Here is a 21397-nt window from a genome sequence, read left to right on the forward strand (position 1 = left end):
TCTTTTTATAGTATCTTAACAGGATCAAAATTTATATAATCACATGAGGTCATAATATACTCTATCTCATTATACATACCTTCAAAAACATTTCTTAAAGAAGGCCCATGAAGATGTCCGTAAATAACCTTTTCAACTTTATACTCTTCAAGAATTTTTGTAAAATCTGATTCTTCAAATTTTTCATTTACAGGCGGATAATGCAGCATAACTATGATTTTTTCATATCCTTCATTTTTAGCTTTATCAAGAGATAATCTAAGTCTTATCTTTTCTCTATTATAAATCTTTTCATCATGCTTAGTATATTTTTCTCCTGGAGGATTCCAGCCTCTTGTTCCACATACAGCATAATCTTCGTAAGTGAAAAAGTTATTTTGAATAAAATTCATATCATCATAAAGATTATTAAGCTTATTTATACTATTCCACCAATAATCATGGTTTCCTTTAGAAATTATTTTTCTGCCAGGTAATCTATGTATCCATTCTAAATCAACCTTTCCTTGTTCCATTTTCATTGACCAGGATATATCTCCTGCAATTAAAATCGTGTCTTTATTTGAAATTTTAGTAATCCAATTTTCTTTTATTCTCTCATCATGATTAAGCCAATGTTCTCCAAAAACATCCATAGGCTTTTCAGCATCAAAAGATAAATGCAAATCCGATATTGCATATAAAGCCATACTATGTCACCTTCTATCTGCTAATCTATCTATATCCATTATATAAGCTATTACTTCCGCTACTGCATTATATAGTTCTTCAGGTATATTGCTTCCCACATCAACGTTCATAAGTAAATCAGCTAATTCCTTATTTTGAACAACAGGAACGCTATTTTTCTCTGCTTCTTCAATAATTTTATCTGCTAAATATCCAACTCCTGCAGCTGTTACAATAGGTGCATCATAATTTAATTCATATTTTAATGCTGCTGCCTTTTTTCTATCCTGTGTGGCCATTATACTCTCCCTTATTTTATACCATAAGATTAATTCTTGTAAACTCTATATCTTCAAAAAAGTCTCTGCATTGAACCAGGTCAGCCTGCTTCTCTTTTTTATCTACTCTTACATAAGTAATAAATCCAAGCTCCTTTAGTTTTTTTTCTATCTTTTCTTTGCCTAGCTCAATTACCTTAACCCATTGTTCTTCAGATTTTATATCTAAACTCAGATTAGAATTACTTACTTTTATATAAGCATCTACTACTCCCATATTTACAGTTTTTACAGAAGCAACAAATTTTACATTAGTTGAATCAATTTTTTTACCTTTTTTCCTATCATCTTTAATTATTAATTTGCAAGGATATTGCTTTTCATTAATATTAAGAGGTACATCTAAATAATAATATTGGTTTGACAAAGAATTAAATACTTTAAAATCATTCATCTTTTCTTGAAGACCTTGAATTACTTTACTGTAAGAGTCTCCTTTACTGTTGCTTTCCTGTATAGCCTGTTTTATTATTTCTTTCATTTCATTTGTTTTATCATTTATTTGCTCAATTATCTTATGAGAAATTTCAACTTTATTATTAATTATTTTATTTACTGAAGCTTCCTTTTCTAAGTTTACATTTCTAGGCATCTCTTGTTCTGCTTCTATTTCAACTTTTTTTAAATTATCAGTTGATTTATTAGTTATATCTTTATTGTTTTCAGAAACTTGACTATCCTTATCATCTACTTGTAAAAGCTGCTTGATTATTTGCTTTTTATCAATTTCTGAGTCTTTACCCACATATGAACCTTGTATATAAGCATTAGATTTAAAAGTAGTATTAGCTTCTTTACTTTCTTTAGCTGGCGTTTCTTTAGAAGCATTACTATAGTTTATATTATTTTCAATATCTTTTAGATTTATATAGCTTAGCTTATCCTTTGATAATTGACTTTCAAGACTTTCTAATTCCTTGTATATATGCATTGAATTATTATTAATATTATTAAAACTCTTTATATTCTCTTCAGTTAATGATATTTCATTTTCTGTTAAAGTCAATAATGCATCAAAGCTTAAATTTTTAAACTGGCTAAAAAACCCTTTAAGTTGATTAAATATTTTTTGACCTGCTTCGCTATCAGGTGAAATCTGCTTATTTTCAAGATATTTAAAAATGAATCCATTTTCCTCTGAAGGATTTTTACTTATCTTTTCTTGAAAATCTAGGAGAGATTTAATCATTGAAATATTATCCTTACTTAAAGGCATTCTATGCTTAATCATTCTTTCAAGAATTGCATAATCATCTTTTTTAACCTTTAGGCCTTGTTCCTCTAGTGTGTCTGTAAGAATATTCTCTTTTTCTGTTTCTTCAGTATTGCCAAGTAACTTTATAATAAGCTTGCCATTTTCATATCCATCAACTTGAAATTTTATTAATCCCTCTGGTACTGAATCAATAGGTTGTTTTATTTGGGCAGAAAATTGCCATCCATCTAATAGCTTTAAAATTGCTTCACTTGTCAATTTATCTAAATTAACAATCCTAGCTGAAAATTTATCTCCTAGTACAAATGAAAGTTTCTTTTGTACTTGCTTTGAGTCTAAATTGTACGCACTATTTACATTCCAAATTCCTGCCACCTATTCCACACCTCTTTACAAAACTATATAGATATTATTTTATTATCGAATGATTACTTCTTATCTGTAATGAAAAAAATGTCGAAATTCCGACATTTTTCTTTAAAGTTTATTGTAGAGAAATTTTATAGTAATTTTTCTTTCCCTTTTTAACAAGAGCACTACCATCCTTAAGATCTGCTTCACTTAGCGTAAGGTTTGGATTTTCAACTTTAACGTCATTTAAATAAACTCCACCTTGTTCTATTAATCTTCTGCCTTCTTTTTTAGATGGAATAACTTTTCCTTTCAATAATATGTCTAACAATCCAGTGTTCAAATCCTCTTTTGTTATTTCAATAGAAGGAACATTACTCATATCAGCTCCTCCCCCAAATAAAGCTTCAGCTGCAGTTTGAGCCTTCATTGCTTCTTCTTCTCCATGCACAAGCTTTGTAACTTCAAAGGCTAAAACTTTCTTTGCTTCGTTTATAGCTGCATCTTGTAGTGAGGCAAGTCTTCTTACTTCATCCATCGGTATAAAAGTAAGTAAAGATAAGCACTTTTCTACATCCGCATCATTTACATTTCTCCAGTATTGGTAAAAATCATATGGAGAAGTCTTAGCAGGGTCAAGCCATAAAGCACCGCTTTCTGTTTTGCCCATTTTCTTTCCTTCACTATTAGTTAATAAAGTAGAAGTCATGGCATATGCTGCTTTTCTTTCTTTTTTTCTTATTAGTTCCATTCCAGCTATCATGTTAGACCACTGATCATCTCCACCAAGCTGAATAACACAATTATATCTCTTGTTTAACTCTAAAAAGTCATATCCTTGCATTACCATATAGTTAAATTCTAAGAAAGACAATCCTTTCTCCATTCTTTGTTTAAAACACTCTGCTGTAAGCATTCTATTAACTGAAAAATGAACACCTATATCTCTTATAAAATCAACATAATTTAAATTTAGCAGCCAATCTCCGTTGTCTACAAGTATTGCTTTATCGTCGCTAAAATCTATGAATTTAGCAAACTGTTTCTTTATACTTGCCACATTTGCAGCAATCTCCTCTTTTGTAAGCATTTTTCTCATATCAGTCTTTCCACTTGGGTCACCAATCATAGCAGTTCCCCCACCAACTAATGCTATTGGTCTGTGACCTGCTTTTTGCATATGAGACATGAACATAAGAGCTATAAAATGCCCAACATGTAAACTATCTGCAGTAGGGTCAAAACCTATGTAAAAAGTTACTTTCTCTTTACATAAGAGTTCTCTTATCTCTTCTTCATGAGTAGTTTGTTTAATATATCCTCTTTCTTTCAAAATATCAAATACGTTTTCCATTTCTATTCCTCCAATTTTTCTATTCTAGCTTCAATTAATGTAAATAAAAAGTCCCTTTATATAAAAATATAAAGGGACGAAATTTCCGTGGTACCACCCAAATTAATATGCAAGCATATTCACTCATTTCCCATATAACGTTGGAATTTACGTAACAACCTAGTAAGCCTTAGCCTTTCAGTATAAGATTCAAGAATGTATTTCGCCTCATTTTTCAACTAGTTTACACCAACCACTAGCTCTCTTTATGATCCATAAGGTTACTTTTTTCTATCATTATCTATAGCTTTTATTTATTTAAGCAATATTATATAAGTATTTTTACTCTTATGCAACATATTTCTTAATAAATTCTGGCATGTTATCCTTTTCAAGATTCATGCTAATGTAGAAATCGACATCATATTTTCTAGATATTTTCTCTAAATTAAAAAATAAATGTGCCGCATCATGAACATTTCCATCTATGATATTAAATAATCCATCTATATATATAGTGTTAATATCATAGTCCCTTGACAAGATGCCGCACAAAAAACCATATAAATTGCTGTAATCCATTAAATTGTATTGTTCTGTTGAAATAAATCTAATTCTTCTGTCTAAATGTAGTAGTGGTCCATTATCGTCATCAATATAAACAACATTTCCCTTTGAAAAGTCTACCTTTTCATTAGCAGATTGGATGAGAGCTTTAGTTTTTCCTGAACCTTTTGCATCACAAAAAACATGTAGCATGCTAACCACTCCTTTTAAATTATATATTAATTTATTTATACAATATTTTGAATAATTTATCAACATACTTTTGCTTTAAATAGATTATTTAATTTTATTTATTCCTGGAAATATAACCTTAAATATATTGTCCTTATAAGAATTTACAAAAATTACATCTCCAAATTTCTTAAAGTCTTTTTTCATCCTGAAAAATCCTTTCCTTGTTTGAGCATTTAAATTATCTTCACCTAAAGTAATGATTTTTTCATATATCCACATATTTCTTCTTAGGTAGTCATTAGATACCTCCATAGACCCTTTATTTTCTTTCAATAAAACTCCTGGGCTTGTAACACTTACGCTGCTATTTCCAACTATTATTTCTATCTCTTTATTTATTATTGTATAATCTCTATAAAGTACAGCATTTTTTATAGCTTCATAAACTGCACTTTTAGGATAGTTTTTAGGAAGTATATCACCTAAGGTTTTATTACATTCCTTTAGCATACTCAATAAATCACCCTGGATTATATGGACTTTATGATTATTATTATCCACATTGTTGATAATTCTAATTAAATTATAAGGTAAATACAAATAATTTATTTTAGAAAATACTATCAATCCACCTAGAGTTACATTATATCTTTTTGATTCTTCATCTAAATATATAATTTTAGTATTTTCCATTAATGATAATCTATTTGTATCAGTACATTCAATCCCATGCAGTCTATAGTATTTATTAATAAGATCTACATCTAGGTCCTCAGGATTACTCTTAACTACAGGAGCTAATTCAATATTAATATTCATACTTTCTTGAAAAGAAGTAATAAGTTCCTGTTTTCTCATAGTATCTGTGGTGGAACCCCTTCTTATATAAAAGGCCCCATTCTCTCGAACTTGAAAAGGCTTTAAATTGCTCTGAAAAACTGTGATTATAGCAAGATTTTTATCTTCATGTTCAATAAATTCCAGCCCTATTGGTATAGGAGGCTCGCATCTTGAAGTTATTATTTGTTGAAGTTGTTCTTCAGTAATAGAATCTTTTTCTATACCTATAATCCTTTTAGTCTTATCTTCAACACCAATAATAAGGTATCCCCTTCCACCTCTTGAGTTAGCCAATGCACAAATATCTTTAGCTAGCTCCTTTTTACCTGTTTCTGTACTTAAATCAAGTATAAGTTTAAAATCCAATTTCAGCCCTTCATTACTTTTAAGTAGACTAATAAACTTTTTTTTATTCATACTCCTTATCTCCAATTTTATACTCGTTATATATTATGATTTATCTATAAAAAATACCACTAAATTTCCACTAATTTAAAAAGGAGATTGAATTGTCATTCATCCCCTATTTAATGATTTACTACTTTATTTTTCCCACTCTTCTTTGCTACGTATAGTCTATAATCAGCTACACTAATTATTTCATTTAAGTTTTTACCATCTTCCGGATAATAACTAATGCCAAAGCTTGCAGTAATACTCCCTTGTATTTCCTTATAGCTTACTACTGTATTCTTTATCTTATTTCTTATTTTATCAATCTTATCAAAGACTTCTGAAATACTATGAAAGCCTTCAATAAAGATAACCATTTCTTCTCCACCATATCTAGCAAGCATATCATTTTTATCAATATTTTCTTCAATAGTTTTTACAGTTAATTTTAATACTTCATCTCCATATTGATGTCCATACAAATCATTTGCCTTTTTAAAATTGTCTAAATCCATCATTATAATAGCAAATTTTCTTGTATTATCTTTAGCTAATTTATCTTCTACTACATCATAAAAGTATTTTCTATTGTATATTCCTAAAAGAGGATCTCTAATAGAATTTTCCCTAATTTGATTATAAAGATTATTATTTTCCAATGCTATAGCTATCTGGTTTGCAATAGTAGATATAAATTTTATATGCTCATGGACAAAAAAATTATTCAATGCATGTTCTACTATAATATATCCAATAAACTTCTCTCTTAAATATATAGGTACACCGATTAAAGAATGTATATCACTTTTATTATAATTTCTATCAAAAATAGGTTCCTTTGAATTTATAATAAATGGTTTACCATTAAAACATTCCTTAAATAATTCTTTATGAGAAAGATCTGAGGATTGATTCCTTAAATTTGAAGCTTTAAGCGTTAATTCATCATCTTCTATAAGATATATTGAACAATATGTAGCACCCAAAATACCGATTATCATATCATTTATCATAGGGATCAATTCTTTCTTACTAAGATATGAATTTATGTATTTGCTAATTTCTACAATATTAGTTATGGAATCTAACTTCTTTTCTAGTCTGATATTTTTTTCCGTAAGTAACTGTATTGTACTTTCAGCAAAACTTTGATATGTTTCAAATTCATCTTTTAATTTTAAGTAATCCCTTTTATATTGGTCATCTAAATCAGTATTATTTATGTTCATAAAGTCCCACTTTCTCCTAGAATTTTCATTACCTTATTTTATATAATAATATTACCTTATAATATTCTATAAAATCAATAGAAATCCTTCATTAACATAAATATTTATATTGCTGTTATTACTTAAATTATAAAAAAGTGATTTAAAAAATTAAATCACTTTTTATAATTCCATCTAATAGTTCTTTGGGTTAGAAATTTTCTATTTCTTAACTTTATTTAAACTTATACTAAGTGGAACAGCTATTACTATTCCTGCAACTACTTGTGCAATATTTCCTGGAATATCTTTAAGCGCTAATAAAAATGCTTCATTTATAGTAATTGAAGGAGATACAATATATTTTGCCATTAATACTCCACTAAAATAATAAGCAGCAATCATAAATAATCCACCAATTGCAAATGCAAGTATATTATTTATTATTTTTTTACCCTCATAGTCTCTTCTATAAGCTATGCTGCCAGCAATGTAAGCCATAACTCCCTTTATTACAAAAGTAAAAGGTGCCCACGCAGTATATCCATTTAATAGGTCAAACAAGCTCATACCTATTGCCGAAGCTGCTGCTGCTTTCTTTTTTCCTAATAATAGTGCTGCTACAAAAACCATGCTATCGCCTAAGTGAACTACCCCCATGAAAGACGGTACATGAATTATTGATGTAGCTACAAACACTATAGCCGCCATTAATCCAACCTTAATTAAATCATAAGTACTTGTTTTAGCTGAACTAGCCCCCATTTTTCCCCTATTTTGTTCCATTTAAATTCCTCCATTTCTTTTTGTATATCATAATTATATGTAGTTTTCATTTTTCTGCAAATGTATCGATACACATCTGTACCAAATCATCACACTGCGTAAGTGACTTGCTACAAATAATTTATTAATTATTTGCATATACTATGTTAGAAAATATTACATTATTAATTTGATCAGGAGGATATAGAATGACAATATTAAGATGGCTCGGGGCCTCTCTTCTTATAATTTGGCTGGCAGGAATAGTATTTAGAATAGGCACCAGTCTAATAAATTTTCTGATTGTTTTTTCTTCTATAGTTTTTATAATAGATATTTTATATGGCAAGAAAAAAGCTTAGGAATTTTAAAATCCCTAAGCTTTTTTTATTCATCACTCTTACTTATATCAGATAATACTAAGCCTTTATTATGTTCTAGTGCCCAATTGATTCCCCAATCATTGCAGAAGATTAGAAGATCTTTATCTTTTATGTCCTTAACAACTTTTGTATCACTAGTAATATTTAAATCCTCAGGTCTAATTTCTGACTTTTCTATCCATCTTACATTTTTATATGGAAGTCTTTCTAATTTTATATCTACGTTATATTCATTTTTTAGTCTATATTCTAAAACTTCAAATTGAAGTACACCAACTACCCCAACTATTATCTCTTCTATACCAATATGAAGTTCCTTAAATACCTGAATAGCACCTTCTTGAGCAATTTGAGTAATTCCTTTAATGAATTGCTTTCTTTTCATGGTATCTACAGTTCTAACCCTTGCAAAGTGTTCAGGTGCAAAGGTAGGAATTCCCTCAAATTTAAATTTATTTGAAGCTGGACATAGTGTATCCCCTATTCCAAAAATACCCGGATCAAATACTCCAATAATATCACCAGCATAAGCTTCTTCAACAATTTCTCTTTCTTCAGCTAAAAATTGCTGTGGCTGAGTAAGCTTTATTTTTTTATCCTGTGATACGTGATATACTTCCATTCCTTTTGAATACTTTCCAGAACAAATTCTCATAAAAGCAATTCTATCTCTATGAGCTTTATTCATATTTGCTTGAATCTTAAATACGAAGGCAGAAAAATCCTCACTAAAAACATCAATATTTCCTATGTTGGACTTTCTAGGTAAAGGTGGCGGCGTCATCTTCAAGAAGTTCTCAAGAAACGGCTCCACTCCAAAGTTAGTTAAAGCACTACCAAAGAAGACAGGAGTAAGTTCTCCACTTTTAATACTTTCTATATTAAATTCTTCTCCAGCTTCATCTAATAATTCTAAGTCCTCTAATAGCTTTTCGTATAAAGGTTCTCCAATAAGCTCTCTTATTTCTTCGTCCTCTAAAGTTCCTTCCAGAATCTGAACTGTACTTTGTCCATGATTGCCGCCGTTAAATAATAAAATATGTTTATTATTTCTATCATAAACTCCTTTAAAATCAGCTCCACATCCTATAGGCCAATTCATAGGATAAGATTTTATTCCTAATTCTTTTTCAATATCTTCAAGTAATTCAAAAGGATCTTTTGTTTCTCTATCCATCTTATTTATAAATGTGAATATAGGTATTTCTCTTAAGCTGCAGACGTGAAATAATTTTCTAGTCTGTGCTTCTACACCTTTAGCTCCGTCAATTACCATAACAGCACTATCGGCAGCCATAAGTGTTCTATATGTATCTTCACTAAAGTCCTCGTGTCCTGGGGTATCTAAAATATTTATACAGTGATTTGCATAATTGAATTGCAATACTGAGGATGTAACAGAAATTCCTCTTTGTTTCTCGATTTCCATCCAGTCAGAAACTGCATGCTTTGAAGCTCTTCTAGCTTTTACTGAACCTGCTTCTCTTATAGCTCCTCCGTATAATAATAATTTTTCGGTTAATGTAGTTTTACCCGCATCAGGGTGAGATATTATAGCGAAAGTTCGTCTTTTTTCTATTTCTCTTATTAAATCTGCCACCTATTTCTCCTCTTTCCAACATAATTTTAGGCTTTCCTTGTAAAAATCTAAACCTGAAATTTAACTCTCAACTATTAATATTACCATAAACTAATTCCTTATTAAAGTAATTTCTTAATACCCTTTTGATTTGCAATTTAAGAATTTTACGACGTAAAATTCTTAGTAACCAATTCCCAGTAACCAGTTTTATTAATTCTACTGGCAACTGGCCACTGGTTACTTAAGAAAAATGCGCCGCATTTTTCTTAAATTGTTAATACTCTCTTAACTTGAAAATGTTATAATAAAAAAATAAAGGATACAACTTAAGGGGGATACTAATGTATAAATTAATAGCTATTGATATAGATGGTACTTTACTGAAAAATGATAAAACTATTTCAACTTCAACTATAAAAGCTATAAAAGAAGCAAGTGCAAAAGGCATAAAAATTGTTCTATCAACTGGAAGGCCTATTCAAGGACTTGAAAAGTATGCTAAACAATTAAATATAATCTCTAATGACGATTATGGAATTGCTTGCAGTGGTGCCTTCGTTAAGTGTTTAGGCACAAAGGAAGTACTATTTGAAAGTACATTAACTTATGATGATATGCAATATCTTTATAATGTTGCCAAGCAGTTGAAAATAACCTTAAATATTTTATTGCAAAAGGAAGCTTTAATTTTAACTCCAACCTTAAATATTACTTCTCAATTAGAAGCCTTGCTATCAGGCTTAGATATGAAGATCGTAGATTTTAACACTTTAAATAAGGATATTACAATAAATAGAGCAGTCTATATAAATGAAAATCTACACTTTAAAGAACACTTAGTAGGAGTTATAAAGAGAAATAATTATACGCTTACTATTCCAAAAACTTCTAATGGAAATGATTCTTTGGTCCTTGACAGGGAAAACACCCCTAAAGAGTTATTTAATAAATTTACAGTATTAAGACCTTCTTATAATACCTTAGAAATACTCTCAAAAGGAGTTACTAAAGGTACGGGAATTCAGCTTATAGCAGAAAAATTAGGTATTCATAAAGATGATGTTATTTGTATTGGAGACTCAGGAAATGATATAGATATGATTAATTTTGCAGGACTTGGAGTTGCTATGGGAAATGCAACTACTGAAATCAAGGAAGTTGCTGACTTTGTTACATTATCTAATGAAGAAGATGGGGTAGCACATGTAATCAATAAATTTATACTATAGTCCTTAAAAAGAAACTATAGTATAAATTTATTTTAATAATTTATTTTGATAGTGGTATAAAACCAATCTTTTTTTGCATTTTTCTTAAAGTTTTTGTTGCAGCATAATTTGCTTTTTCTGCACCCTTTTTATAAATGCTTTCTAGATATTCCTTGTTAGTTGTTAACTCCTTAACCTCTTGTTGAATAGGAGCAAGTTCACCTACTATTGCTTCTGCTACATCCTTCTTAAACTGAGCATAGCCTTGACCTTCATACTCCTTTTCAATTTCCTCATGAGTTTTCCCAGTTATTGCACTTAGTATTGTAATTAGATTCTTTACACCTGGCTGCTCATCAGTATATTTTACAATTCCTAAGCTGTCTGTTACAGCTCTTGATATTTTCTTTCTTATCACCTCCGGAGGATCCATTATAAGTATAAAGGAATTTGGATTATCTGAGGATTTTGACATTTTCTTAGTTGGTTCCTGTAAATCCATTATTTTTGCACCTTCTTCAGGTATATAAGGCTCAGGAATTTTAAAAGTAGGACTATAGCTATTATTAAATCTTTCAGCTATATCTCGAGTAAGCTCTAAATGTTGTTTTTGATCATTTCCAACTGGAACTAAATCTGCTTGATATAATAGTATATCTGCAGCCATTAATACAGGATAATTAAATAGTCCAGCAAGAATGCTATTACCATATCTTTGAGATTTATCTTTGTATTGAGTCATTCTACTTAGTTCACCAATATAAGTATTGCAATTTAAAAGCCATGCTGCTTCTGCGTGAGCTGGCACATGTGATTGAATAAAAATTGTATTCTTATCAGGATCTAATCCAGCTGCTACATAGGTAGCAAGAACTTCTAAAGTCCTTCTTCTTAAATCCTTTGGTTCTTGTTTTACTGTTATAGCATGCATATCAACAATGCAATAATAGCAATTATAATCATCTTGAAGCTTAACCCAGTTTTTAAGTGCTCCTAAATAGTTTCCTAAGGTCAACTCACCTGAAGGTTGTATTCCACTAAATATAACCTTCTTTTCAACAGTCTGTTCCACTATTTTTACCTCCATTTGTTTAGTAGTTATGTAAATATAATCTTGCCCTTCTATATTATAAATTAAATTATATATATAATAAAAGCCCTATATAACAATTATTTAGTTTTTCTATGTTCCTTCTATTATAAAAATATTTATACTTGAAATATTAATTTATTATATATTTAATTATTTATTTTGGTGAAATACTAATTATTGTAGAAAATCTATAGTAAAAGGAGTGGAAGTAATTGAGTAAAGGTAAAAGAGTAGTTTACGGTCCTAATCAAAGAGGATATTTTGAAAAAATGCCTTCAAAAATAAAATCCTATTCTAAAGTAGATTATACATTTCTCCCTACACCTGAAAATGATCCTATAGTTTCAAACAACATCTCCAATATGGAATTTGATTATACTTATAATGGAGGAGAAGATATCTGGGGTGAAGATTATCTAGATGAATAATTAAGTATTTTATAAAAGCTAATCTGTAAACTTATAATTCAAGTTTACAGATTAGCTTAATTTATTATAATTATTTGTTTAGACTTTTGCTCTGAGATTCAATGGTGCTTTTTTTACTTTCTAGTACTACTATAACCTCATGCTCTCCTTCTGAAGTCATAGGAATTACACCTGTTTCAAGAATTTCTCCATTCATTGTGACAGAGGCATTTTCTCCTTTATAGACTTTGATGTTGTAATTACTATTTTTATTTTTATACTGAAGCTCAAAACCACTCCACTCTTCTGGTAAAGCAGGTTCAACTACAAAGCCTTCTTTACCTTTAAATTTTAAGCCTAGTATTCCTTCCACTGCAACCCTATACATCCATCCAGCAGCTCCAGTGTACCAAGTCCATCCTCCTCTTCCAATATGGGGTTCTCTTCCATATACATCTGCAGCCATGACATAAGGCTCTACTTTATATCTTTCACAATTATAGTAGGATTTAGAGTGATTTATAGGGTTAAGCATACTATAAACCTTATGTGCTTTATCTCCATTTCCCATTAAAGCCATTGCCAGCACTACCCAAGTGGAAGCATGAGTATATTGCCCACCATTTTCTCTTACCCCAGGAACATACCCTTTTATATAACCTGGTTCCAGCTTACTATCTGCAAAAGCTGGAGTCAAAAGAAGTACCATTCCAGTTTCTTCTTTTATTAAATGTCTTTCTAAAGCATTCATTGCTTCTTCAACTTTTTCTTTTTCTCCTGCTTTTGATATAACAGCCCAAGATTGAGATAATGAATCTATTTGACATTCATCATTTTCAATAGAGCCTAACGGAGTTCCGTCATCAAAATATGCTCTTCTATACCAGCCACCATCCCAAGCATTTTTATTAAGATTTTCTTTGATAAAATCCTTCATTTCTATATATCTTTGCAGCCTATACTGATCATTTCTAATCTTACATATATCTTTAAAGTCATCTAATATACTATATAAAAACCATCCCAACCATACACTTTCTCCTCTTCCCTTATTGCCTACTTCACTCATACCATCATTCCAGTCACCGGAACCCATTAATGGAATGTTATGAGGACCAAATTTCAAGCTTTTTTCTATGGCTTTAATACAATGTTCATATATAGTACCAACTTTCTGTGATTTCTTAGAAATTGTATATCTTTCATCCTCACCTTCTTTTAAAGGTTCATCCTCTAGATATTCAGCTTTTTCATCTAAGATACTGTAATCTCCTGTTCTTTTTATATAATCAGCCGTTACATAAGGAAGCCATAATAAATCATCTGAAAATCTTGTTCTTATGCCGCTATCTACAACTGGATGCCACCAATGCTGGACATCTCCTTCTATAAATTGCCTAGTAGCACTATAAAGTATATGTTCCCTAGCCATTTCTGGATTCACATACCCAGCGGCCATTACATCCTGAAGCTGATCCCTAAATCCGAAGGCTCCACCTGACTGATAAAATGCACTTCTGGCCCATATTCTACATACAATAGTTTGATATAGCAGCCATCCATTAAGCATTATATTCATTGCTTTATCAGGTGTATTTACCTTAATACAGTTAGTTATCTTTTTCCAATAATCTTTTACCTTTTCAAACTCTCTTTTAACCGTATCAAAATTCATATATTTTTCTATTAGTATTTCTATATTATTTAGGCTTTCATCCTGACCAAACACTATTACTAGATTTTTTTCTTCACCTTTTTTCAAGATTATCTTAGAATTTTCTGCAAAACATGGATCTACTCCTGCACCAACTTCATTAGAAAATTCCACCTTTTTTAGAGCTTCAGGTTCTTCAAGAGTTCCTCCTCTTCCTATAAACTCAGTTCTACTTCCTGTAAAGCTTTCACCTTCACCACCTATAATCTTAAGGTAAGCATACAAGCTTCCAAAATGCTCACTATATGGATTCTGTGCATATATATAATTTTTCTCTTTGTTTAAGTATGTTGCAATATGTGTGGCATTGTGCTCCTTAACAACCCCTAATACAAGTTGTGTAAAGTATGTTAAGGACAACTTTCTATCGGTACTTGAATTATTTTTTAATTTAATCTTGCAAATCTTTACTTTATCCTCTAGAGGAACAAACATGTTGGCCTCTCCTATTATTCCCTTTGCTTCATGTTTAAAATTGGAATAACCAAATCCATGCTCAATAATATATTCCCCTTTATCTCGAATAGTACTTGGTAATATACTCCAAACATCACCATTTTCTTCATCTCTTATATATAATGCTTCTCCTGGCAGATCTCTCACCCAATCATTTGACCAAGATGTAAGTTTATTCTCTCTGCTGTTTTTGCACCAAGTGTAAGATGCTCCTCTTTCTGAAACAATAAAGCCCATATCCTTATTAGCTACCACGTTTATCCATGGTGCAGGAGTATTTCTACCTTCTCTCAAGATGATAACATATTGATTATTTTCTAAATCAAAGCCGCCATACTCATTAAAATATTCCAATTTGTTGATATTAAATCTGTATGGCTCATAGGTATAAGATTTATTAGATACTATCAATTCTTTATTACTAAATTGTTTTTTCACTTCATTAACCTGTTTAATCAGTGAACCTTTGTTACCATATAGCACAATTCTGGATATTGCAATTAATAAGTCTTTATCTTCTTCCTCAACAGCAGCCCTGTTATATAAGAAAACACCTCCTGGCTTGTTTTGCTTATCTCTAGCATAACTAGTTGATATCAAATCTCTAATACTATCTTGAAGAGGCTGAATATAAGAAATGTTTTGCATATTTAAAATTACTAAATCCACTTTTAAGCCTTTAGTTCTCCAATATTCATGTGCATTAAGCATTTGCCTTACTAACTCCTTGTGCTTTTCATCATCCACTACTACAAGCACAATAGGCAAATCACCTGAAATACCATATTTCCATAGTGAAGACTGCCCTCTCTTTATTCTCTTTATATATTCTTCTCTCTCTTTATATAAGCTGCTTAAATACAATATCTTAGAGGCCATAGTTTGATATAGATTTGCCTGAGGAGACTTTATACCTAGGTATTTCATTTGAATTAAGCTCTGTGTAAAAGCAATTTCAAACACTCTATCTATACTCTTCATTTCTTTATATTTACTTGCAAGTTCCACAGCTTCTGCTTTAGACTCTGCAATTCCAGTTGTATATGCTATTTTTACTGTTTCTCCAGGTTCAATTTTTATTCTCTTTCTAATGCTGATTATTGGATCAAGAACCGCCCCTTTACTATTACCTAAGGCAGAGCTTCCTTCCATAGCTATAGGATTAGTTAAATCTCTTCCTCTTCCAATAAAATTAACTCTACTTGTTTCATACTCAGTTACTCCAACTTCCTTACCTTCTAGCGCAAAACACTGGACAATGTAAGGGGTTTTCTGCCCCTTAGCTCTTGGTCTTCTATTGGCAATAATACATTCAAGGTCCTTAACATACTCAGTTCTAATAAAAAGATTACTAAAAGCTGGATGAACTATATCAGAACTAAAGGTTGTAAGAGTAACCTCACAATAAGAGGTTATTTCTATTATTTTTACCTCTTTTCCATTATTGCTTAGAGAAATCCTTCTTATTTCAGCGTCATCTTCACTAGATAATGTAACTTCAGAATGAGTTGTTATTTCTCCATCTTTTCTTTTAAATTCAGCTTTATCCGGTGAAAATATAACCTCATAGCTGTCTCCATGTTTCTTACAGGGTTCATAGGTACTGCTCCAGTATTCACTTGTTTTTATATCCTTTATATAGAAAAACATACCGCTGCTATCAGAAGTAACATCTTCCTTCCATCTGTAGGCTGACATTTCACCCTTTTTACCATATCCACTTCCACTATTATTAATCATCCAAGAATAGCTTCCGTTAGATAACAATTGGACCTCAGGAATGCTTGTTTTTGCTGTGTCAAATCTTCTAAGAATTATATTCTGTTTTTCTTCCTTTATTTCAGTTTCATCAAACCTTTGATCTCTTTCATATACTACTACTTTTGGAACCTTTTCTTGAAGTAAAAGCTCTGTAGCCTTTACTTCTGATATTCTATGAAATCTTTCTCTTAGAATATTCTTATTTAAAACATTATCTATAGACATTAAACTCATACCTTCATGATGTACCATAAAGCACTTTACAATTGAACTAAGCTTTTCCTTTTGCATCCTTTCCTTAGTATAATCTATCGCTTCATATAGTCCATATTTTCCTTCCAAGCCTTCACCAATAAGTCTTTCTATATTCTTTAACCCACCTGTTAAATCTACTTGAAGAGCCAATATTGTAGAATATGGTGAAACCACAAGTTCATTTTTCAGCCCTCTTTTTAGCCCTATACCTGGTATACCAAAAGCCTTATACTGATAATTTAAACTTACATCAAAAGCCCTATAAGCAGATTCAGAAATACCCCAAGGTACTTTTCTGATTTTTCCATATCTTTTTTGACCTTCTACAACTGATTTGTAGGTTTCTGATAATAATGTATTAGGATAAGGCTTCATAATTAAAAGCGGCATCAAGTATTCAAACATAGTTCCAGTCCAAGAAACCAGACCCTTGTTTCTCCATATATTAGCCATAGATCTTCCAAGTTTAAACCAATGCTTAGCATCTATATCTCCCTTTGCAATTGCAACAAAACTTGCTTGCCTTGCCTCTGATGCTAATAAATCATAATAGCTTTTACCTAAAGTATCCCTTTCCACATCATATCCTATTGAGAAAAGTCCTCTCTTCTTATCAAATAACATCTTAAAATCTGTATTACAAACCATATTATTTGATTTTTCTTTTAAAGCATCAATTTTATTTATAAGCTTTGTTATTTCATATACTGTTTGCTTTAATGAATTAACTAGCTCTTTCGTAAGTGAGGCTTCATTTAACAAAAGTTGTTCTATTTCATCTTTAGATTTTTTTACTGATACCTTCCTAGCAAGATTATCAAGTTTATTTCTAACTGCTTCCGGAGCATTCTCTGATAATACAGTATCAATCCAAGGACAAATTAATCTCAATTCATATAATGCTTTTTCAACTGAAATTTTTAACTTCTCATTCCAGTAGAGTTCTTCTGAACTTTTATTATTTATTTCGCTAATTTTATTTAATAGTTCCTCATAGAATGTTTTGCTATCAAATATGTCAAATTTTTTAGTATTTATTTTTTTTATTTGTTCACTATAAAAATTATGGATTTTAAGCTTTTGATTTATTTCTTCTTCTGCAAGGCATATAGTGTCTAAAATTCCACTCTTAAAATTTTTATTTATTAGAGGATTATTTAAATATTCCTCTAATGTCTCTACCAATAACCATAAATACCCCGCTAAATTTCCACTATCTACTGTAGAAACATATTTAGGATTTAGCGGTTCTTTGGTTACAGTATTGTACCAATTATATAAATGCCCTTTATATCCCTTTAAATCGTCAACACTTGTTAGTATTCTCTCAATTCTATCTACATTTTGGAATATTCCAATATAGCCTAGATCATAAGCCACTAGATTCGAAGTAATTCCCATTGCTATATTAGTAGGGGATGTTCTGTGGGCAACTCCATTATTTGGGTCCTCCTGATAGTTATCCGGAGCAAGCCAGTTATTTTTTTCGTTAACGAAGTCCTCAAAATATGCCCAAGTTTTTCTTGCAATTCTTCTTATCAAAGCTTTCTGTTCTCTACTTAAGCTATTGCCCTTTTCTTTTTCTTCCATGCTTATATAACAAGCTATCCATGGGCATAAAAACCAAACAACAGAAGATGGTAACATTATAATTCCTGCATCTATTGATTTCATAAATGCTAAAAATAATAATATTATTGAAATAAAACTGCCTTTCCACATAAAAGCTATATAATCCTTTAGTTCTGTTCCAGATCTTGCCTCCACATCTGCTGCTGTTTGCCATTCTAAAAGATTCTTTTTACTGATATAAACCCTATATATTGTTCTAACAATAGCATCTACCATTGTATAAGCTACAAATGGCAAAAAACAGAATATCAAAAAAACCTGTTCCATTGCAGTTTTATTATTATTTATTTTACCAGACATGCTTATTCCTCTAATTGGAGATGCTACAGATTCCGTAACATCAAAAATTAAAGGACTAATTAAAGCAAGAATAGCTGCTACAATCCATTTATCATTCCCATCTGGAAGCACTTGAAATGATAATGCAATTAAAATGATTATAGCTGGTGCCAAAAGACTTCTTCTTAGGTTATCAATCATTTTCCATTTAGAAAGTGTATTAATAGATTTTTTCTTTTTGAGCCAAGGTAAAAGCTGCCAATCGCCTCTAACCCATCTATGGAGTCTTTTAATACTTGCCATATAATAAGCTGGATACCCGTCTATAAATTCAATATCAGTAACTAATGCTGTTCTAACATATGAACCTTCTAGTAAATCATGGCTTAAAATTGAATTTTCAGGTACCTCATCTTTTAACATATAGTTGAAAGTATCAACATGATATATTCCTTTACCAGTAAAAATTCCCTCTCCAAATGTATCCTGATAAACATCTGAAATAGCAGTTGTATAAGTATCAATTCCTGTTTCACCGGAAAATACCATTGAAAAAATTGTTTTATTTGCACTTAAAGTACTGATACTAATCCTTGGCTGCATTAATCCATAACCTCTAACTACCATCTTTTTATCTTCATCTATGTGAGGTTTATTTAAAATATGCGCCATGGCACCAATAAGCTTTCTTGCACTATCTCTTGGCAATTGAGTATCACAATCTAATGTTATTACATATTTAACATTGTAAAAATTAGATATATATCCACTAATAACATCATAACTCGTATTAGGATTACCTCTAATAAGAGAGTTGAATTCTGCAAGCTTACCTCTCTTTCTCTCCCATCCTATCCACTTTTTTTCTCTTTCGTTGTATTGCCTGTATCTACCGAAAAAGTAAAATATATCTTCTCTATTTTTGCAATACTTATTATTTAGCTTTCTAATATCCTCTAAAGCATTTTCCACAATATACTTATCTTCATCATTTTCTTTTTCATTACTATCTTTAAAATCACTTAGTAAAGCAAAATATAAATCTCTATCAGCATTTGCTAGATAGTAAACCTCCATATTGTTAATGAGTTCATGAACTTTATCTACATTATTAACAATAGTTGGAATCACAACAACAGTTTTGTTTTCTTCTCCTATTCCTTCTTTAAACTCAATCTTAGGAATAAAAGCTTCATCGTTTAAATGATTAATGCTCCAATTTAATAAGGAAATAGCAACTTCGCTGCATGGTATAAGTAATACTAAGGCTGCAACTAAGTACCTCCATAAAATTCTTTCGGAATCATTAACATAACTTAGTATAAGAAACATTCCTATAAGTGCAAAAGTAAATATTACTATAGCTCCTATATAGTATTTCACAGCATCCTTTTTTATTTTATTGGATACACTTCTTATACCTTTATCCTTAAATGCAGATTTACTTTTTAAGCATTCTATACCATCATCTAAAATGTAATATCCTACATGTCTCTCATATTCGTTGTGTTCGTTTATTTCTGCTTCTTCAGCACACTGTACAGCTTTTTTTGCTATAAAGGACTCAGGCTTATTCATTGCTTTTGCAAGCTTTTCTAGCCTATGTCTATAATAATCTCTTGATTCAAAATCCATTTCAGAGTATATATTTGCTGGATCTTTTCTCAAAACGTTCTCTACATAGCTTAGTCTCTCAAAACTTTCTCTCCAGTTTAAAGCCTCAACCTCTCTAATTGAGCTTATAGAGTTTCCAAGAGAGCACTGATATCCAGCTTGTAATTGGTGCTCTAGTGTTATCATCTTTTCAGAGTTAGTTTCTTTTATCTCTAATTTTTCATCAATCCATCTATATATTTCTTTGCAATCCAAACCATTCTCTCTTATTATTTTTAAAAATCTCTCTGTAAAAGGTGCAGTAAAATCTGTATTTTTTCCAGAAATATCAGCAATCAATTGACTCATTGTATTTGTTTCTAACGCTTTAATAAATTTATCTGATATTTCATCAGCTTTTAATTTTTCATTTAAATTGAATACAATTTTTTCTGATATCTTACTTATGTTTTGAATTAATGCAATTCTAAGCATTATTGGAAGCGCCCACAGCTCTCCACTTGTTAAAACAGAACTTGTTTGATAAGCATAAATGAATCTTTCTATAGTTTCTTCGTCTATTTTACCATCAGTATGGGACACTAATTCTATAGCTATATGATATATCCTTGGGTATCCTTTTAAAATTCCTTTATCTATTACAGGAAGATTTCTATAATATGCTTTTGGCATATTATATTTTATATGCTTATATTCTTTTTCAATAAGGTATAAATTATCTAATAACCATTCTGAAGCAGATGCTACTTCTCTTTTATTTCTAACTGCTTTATCTATTTCCTCGTAACTCTCTAATATTTTCCTATAGCTTAAGTCCAAGCTATTCATTATCCTTCTTCTTGAATTTAAATTTCTAGTAAAAGAGTGGTTTCTTGATATTTCTATAGCATGTTTTTCCAAATCCTCTTTGTTTACACCAATAACTGTCATGTCCTCTAATATGTTTTTATTATCTTTATCCTTTCTATTTATTAAAATAAAATAAATAGCTATAAGTAATGCTATAGATACAATTGCTATAATATATGTCATTTACGTCACTCCTTCAATACATTTAACTTCTTAATAATATAATTCCTAAATATTGTTCCCCTAAAAGGCTAAATTAAACAAAAAATAAATAAGGAACTCTTGATAGTATTTTTAACAAAAGTTCCTT

14 protein-coding genes and 1 other annotated feature are annotated in these 21397 nt (G+C 30.4%); of the genes, 3 read left to right on the plus strand and 11 right to left on the minus strand.

Translation table 11 applies throughout. The features are described 5' to 3' along the window. Positions 1-5 precede the first annotated feature (5 nt). The 8 genes from CLHOM_RS04580 to CLHOM_RS04615 all read right to left on the minus strand — a co-directional run bounded on the left by CLHOM_RS04580 (position 6) and on the right by CLHOM_RS04615 (position 7875). Positions 6-689, minus strand: a complete 684-nt coding sequence (locus tag CLHOM_RS04580) for a metallophosphoesterase (protein ID WP_052220510.1) — start codon at positions 687-689, stop codon at positions 6-8. A gap of 6 nt (positions 690-695) precedes the next feature. After that, positions 696-968 (minus strand): EscU/YscU/HrcU family type III secretion system export apparatus switch protein, encoded by a 273-nt coding sequence (locus CLHOM_RS04585; RefSeq protein WP_052220511.1) that lies wholly within the window; start codon positions 966-968, stop codon positions 696-698. Between the two features lie 16 nt (positions 969-984). Continuing rightward, entirely contained in the window at positions 985-2598 is a 1614-nt protein-coding gene (locus CLHOM_RS04590) for a hypothetical protein (RefSeq protein ID WP_052220512.1), read from the minus strand. A gap of 109 nt (positions 2599-2707) precedes the next feature. Continuing rightward, positions 2708-3928: a tyrosine--tRNA ligase gene (gene tyrS, locus CLHOM_RS04595; RefSeq protein ID WP_052220513.1), complete on the minus strand. Its 1221-nt coding sequence runs from the start codon at positions 3926-3928 to the stop codon at positions 2708-2710. A gap of 69 nt (positions 3929-3997) precedes the next feature. Next, positions 3998-4214 (minus strand) — a binding site (T-box leader). 41 nt (positions 4215-4255) lie between these two features. Continuing rightward, positions 4256-4666, minus strand: a complete 411-nt coding sequence (locus CLHOM_RS04600; protein WP_052220514.1) for a hypothetical protein — start codon at positions 4664-4666, stop codon at positions 4256-4258. A gap of 84 nt (positions 4667-4750) precedes the next feature. After that, the gene (locus tag CLHOM_RS04605) at positions 4751-5905 is read right to left on the minus strand and encodes an AlbA family DNA-binding domain-containing protein (RefSeq protein WP_052220515.1); all 1155 of its coding nucleotides are present in this window, start codon (positions 5903-5905) and stop codon (positions 4751-4753) included. Positions 5906-6015: 110 nt separating this feature from the next. After that, entirely contained in the window at positions 6016-7110 is a 1095-nt protein-coding gene (locus CLHOM_RS04610; RefSeq protein ID WP_052220516.1) for a sensor domain-containing diguanylate cyclase, read from the minus strand. Positions 7111-7311: 201 nt separating this feature from the next. Beyond that, positions 7312-7875: an ECF transporter S component gene (locus CLHOM_RS04615; RefSeq protein ID WP_052220517.1), complete on the minus strand. Its 564-nt coding sequence runs from the start codon at positions 7873-7875 to the stop codon at positions 7312-7314. 188 nt (positions 7876-8063) lie between these two features. On the opposite strand from CLHOM_RS04615, the gene CLHOM_RS18450 reads away from it, so the two are divergent. Next, entirely contained in the window at positions 8064-8216 is a 153-nt protein-coding gene (locus tag CLHOM_RS18450) for a DUF5670 family protein (protein WP_175478644.1), read from the plus strand. 25 nt (positions 8217-8241) lie between these two features. Here the strand turns inward: CLHOM_RS18450 and CLHOM_RS04620 are convergent, their stop codons facing one another. Then, complete coding sequence (locus CLHOM_RS04620; RefSeq protein WP_052220518.1) at positions 8242-9837, minus strand: peptide chain release factor 3; 1596 nt, start codon at positions 9835-9837, stop codon at positions 8242-8244. Between the two features lie 323 nt (positions 9838-10160). On the opposite strand from CLHOM_RS04620, the gene CLHOM_RS04625 reads away from it, so the two are divergent. Beyond that, the gene (locus tag CLHOM_RS04625; RefSeq protein WP_052220519.1) at positions 10161-11048 is read left to right on the plus strand and encodes a Cof-type HAD-IIB family hydrolase; all 888 of its coding nucleotides are present in this window, start codon (positions 10161-10163) and stop codon (positions 11046-11048) included. Positions 11049-11088: 40 nt separating this feature from the next. On the opposite strand, the gene trpS is transcribed toward CLHOM_RS04625, so the two are convergent. Beyond that, the gene (gene trpS, locus CLHOM_RS04630) at positions 11089-12099 is read right to left on the minus strand and encodes a tryptophan--tRNA ligase (RefSeq protein ID WP_423230624.1); all 1011 of its coding nucleotides are present in this window, start codon (positions 12097-12099) and stop codon (positions 11089-11091) included. A gap of 233 nt (positions 12100-12332) precedes the next feature. Here trpS and CLHOM_RS18455 point away from each other — a divergent pair, with 233 nt between their 5' ends. Then, positions 12333-12548, plus strand: coding sequence for a hypothetical protein (locus CLHOM_RS18455; RefSeq protein ID WP_052220521.1), 216 nt, complete (start codon positions 12333-12335; stop codon positions 12546-12548). 70 nt (positions 12549-12618) lie between these two features. Here CLHOM_RS18455 and CLHOM_RS04640 read toward each other — a convergent pair whose 3' ends face one another. Next, positions 12619-21270 carry a glycoside hydrolase family 94 protein gene (locus tag CLHOM_RS04640; RefSeq protein WP_052220522.1) on the minus strand — a complete coding sequence of 2884 codons (8652 nt, stop codon included), beginning with the start codon at positions 21268-21270 and terminating at the stop codon, positions 12619-12621. Positions 21271-21397 lie beyond the last annotated feature (127 nt).

The sequence above is a fragment of the Clostridium homopropionicum DSM 5847 genome, from assembly GCF_001263795.1.
Lineage (GTDB): Bacteria > Bacillota > Clostridia > Clostridiales > Clostridiaceae > Clostridium_H > Clostridium_H homopropionicum.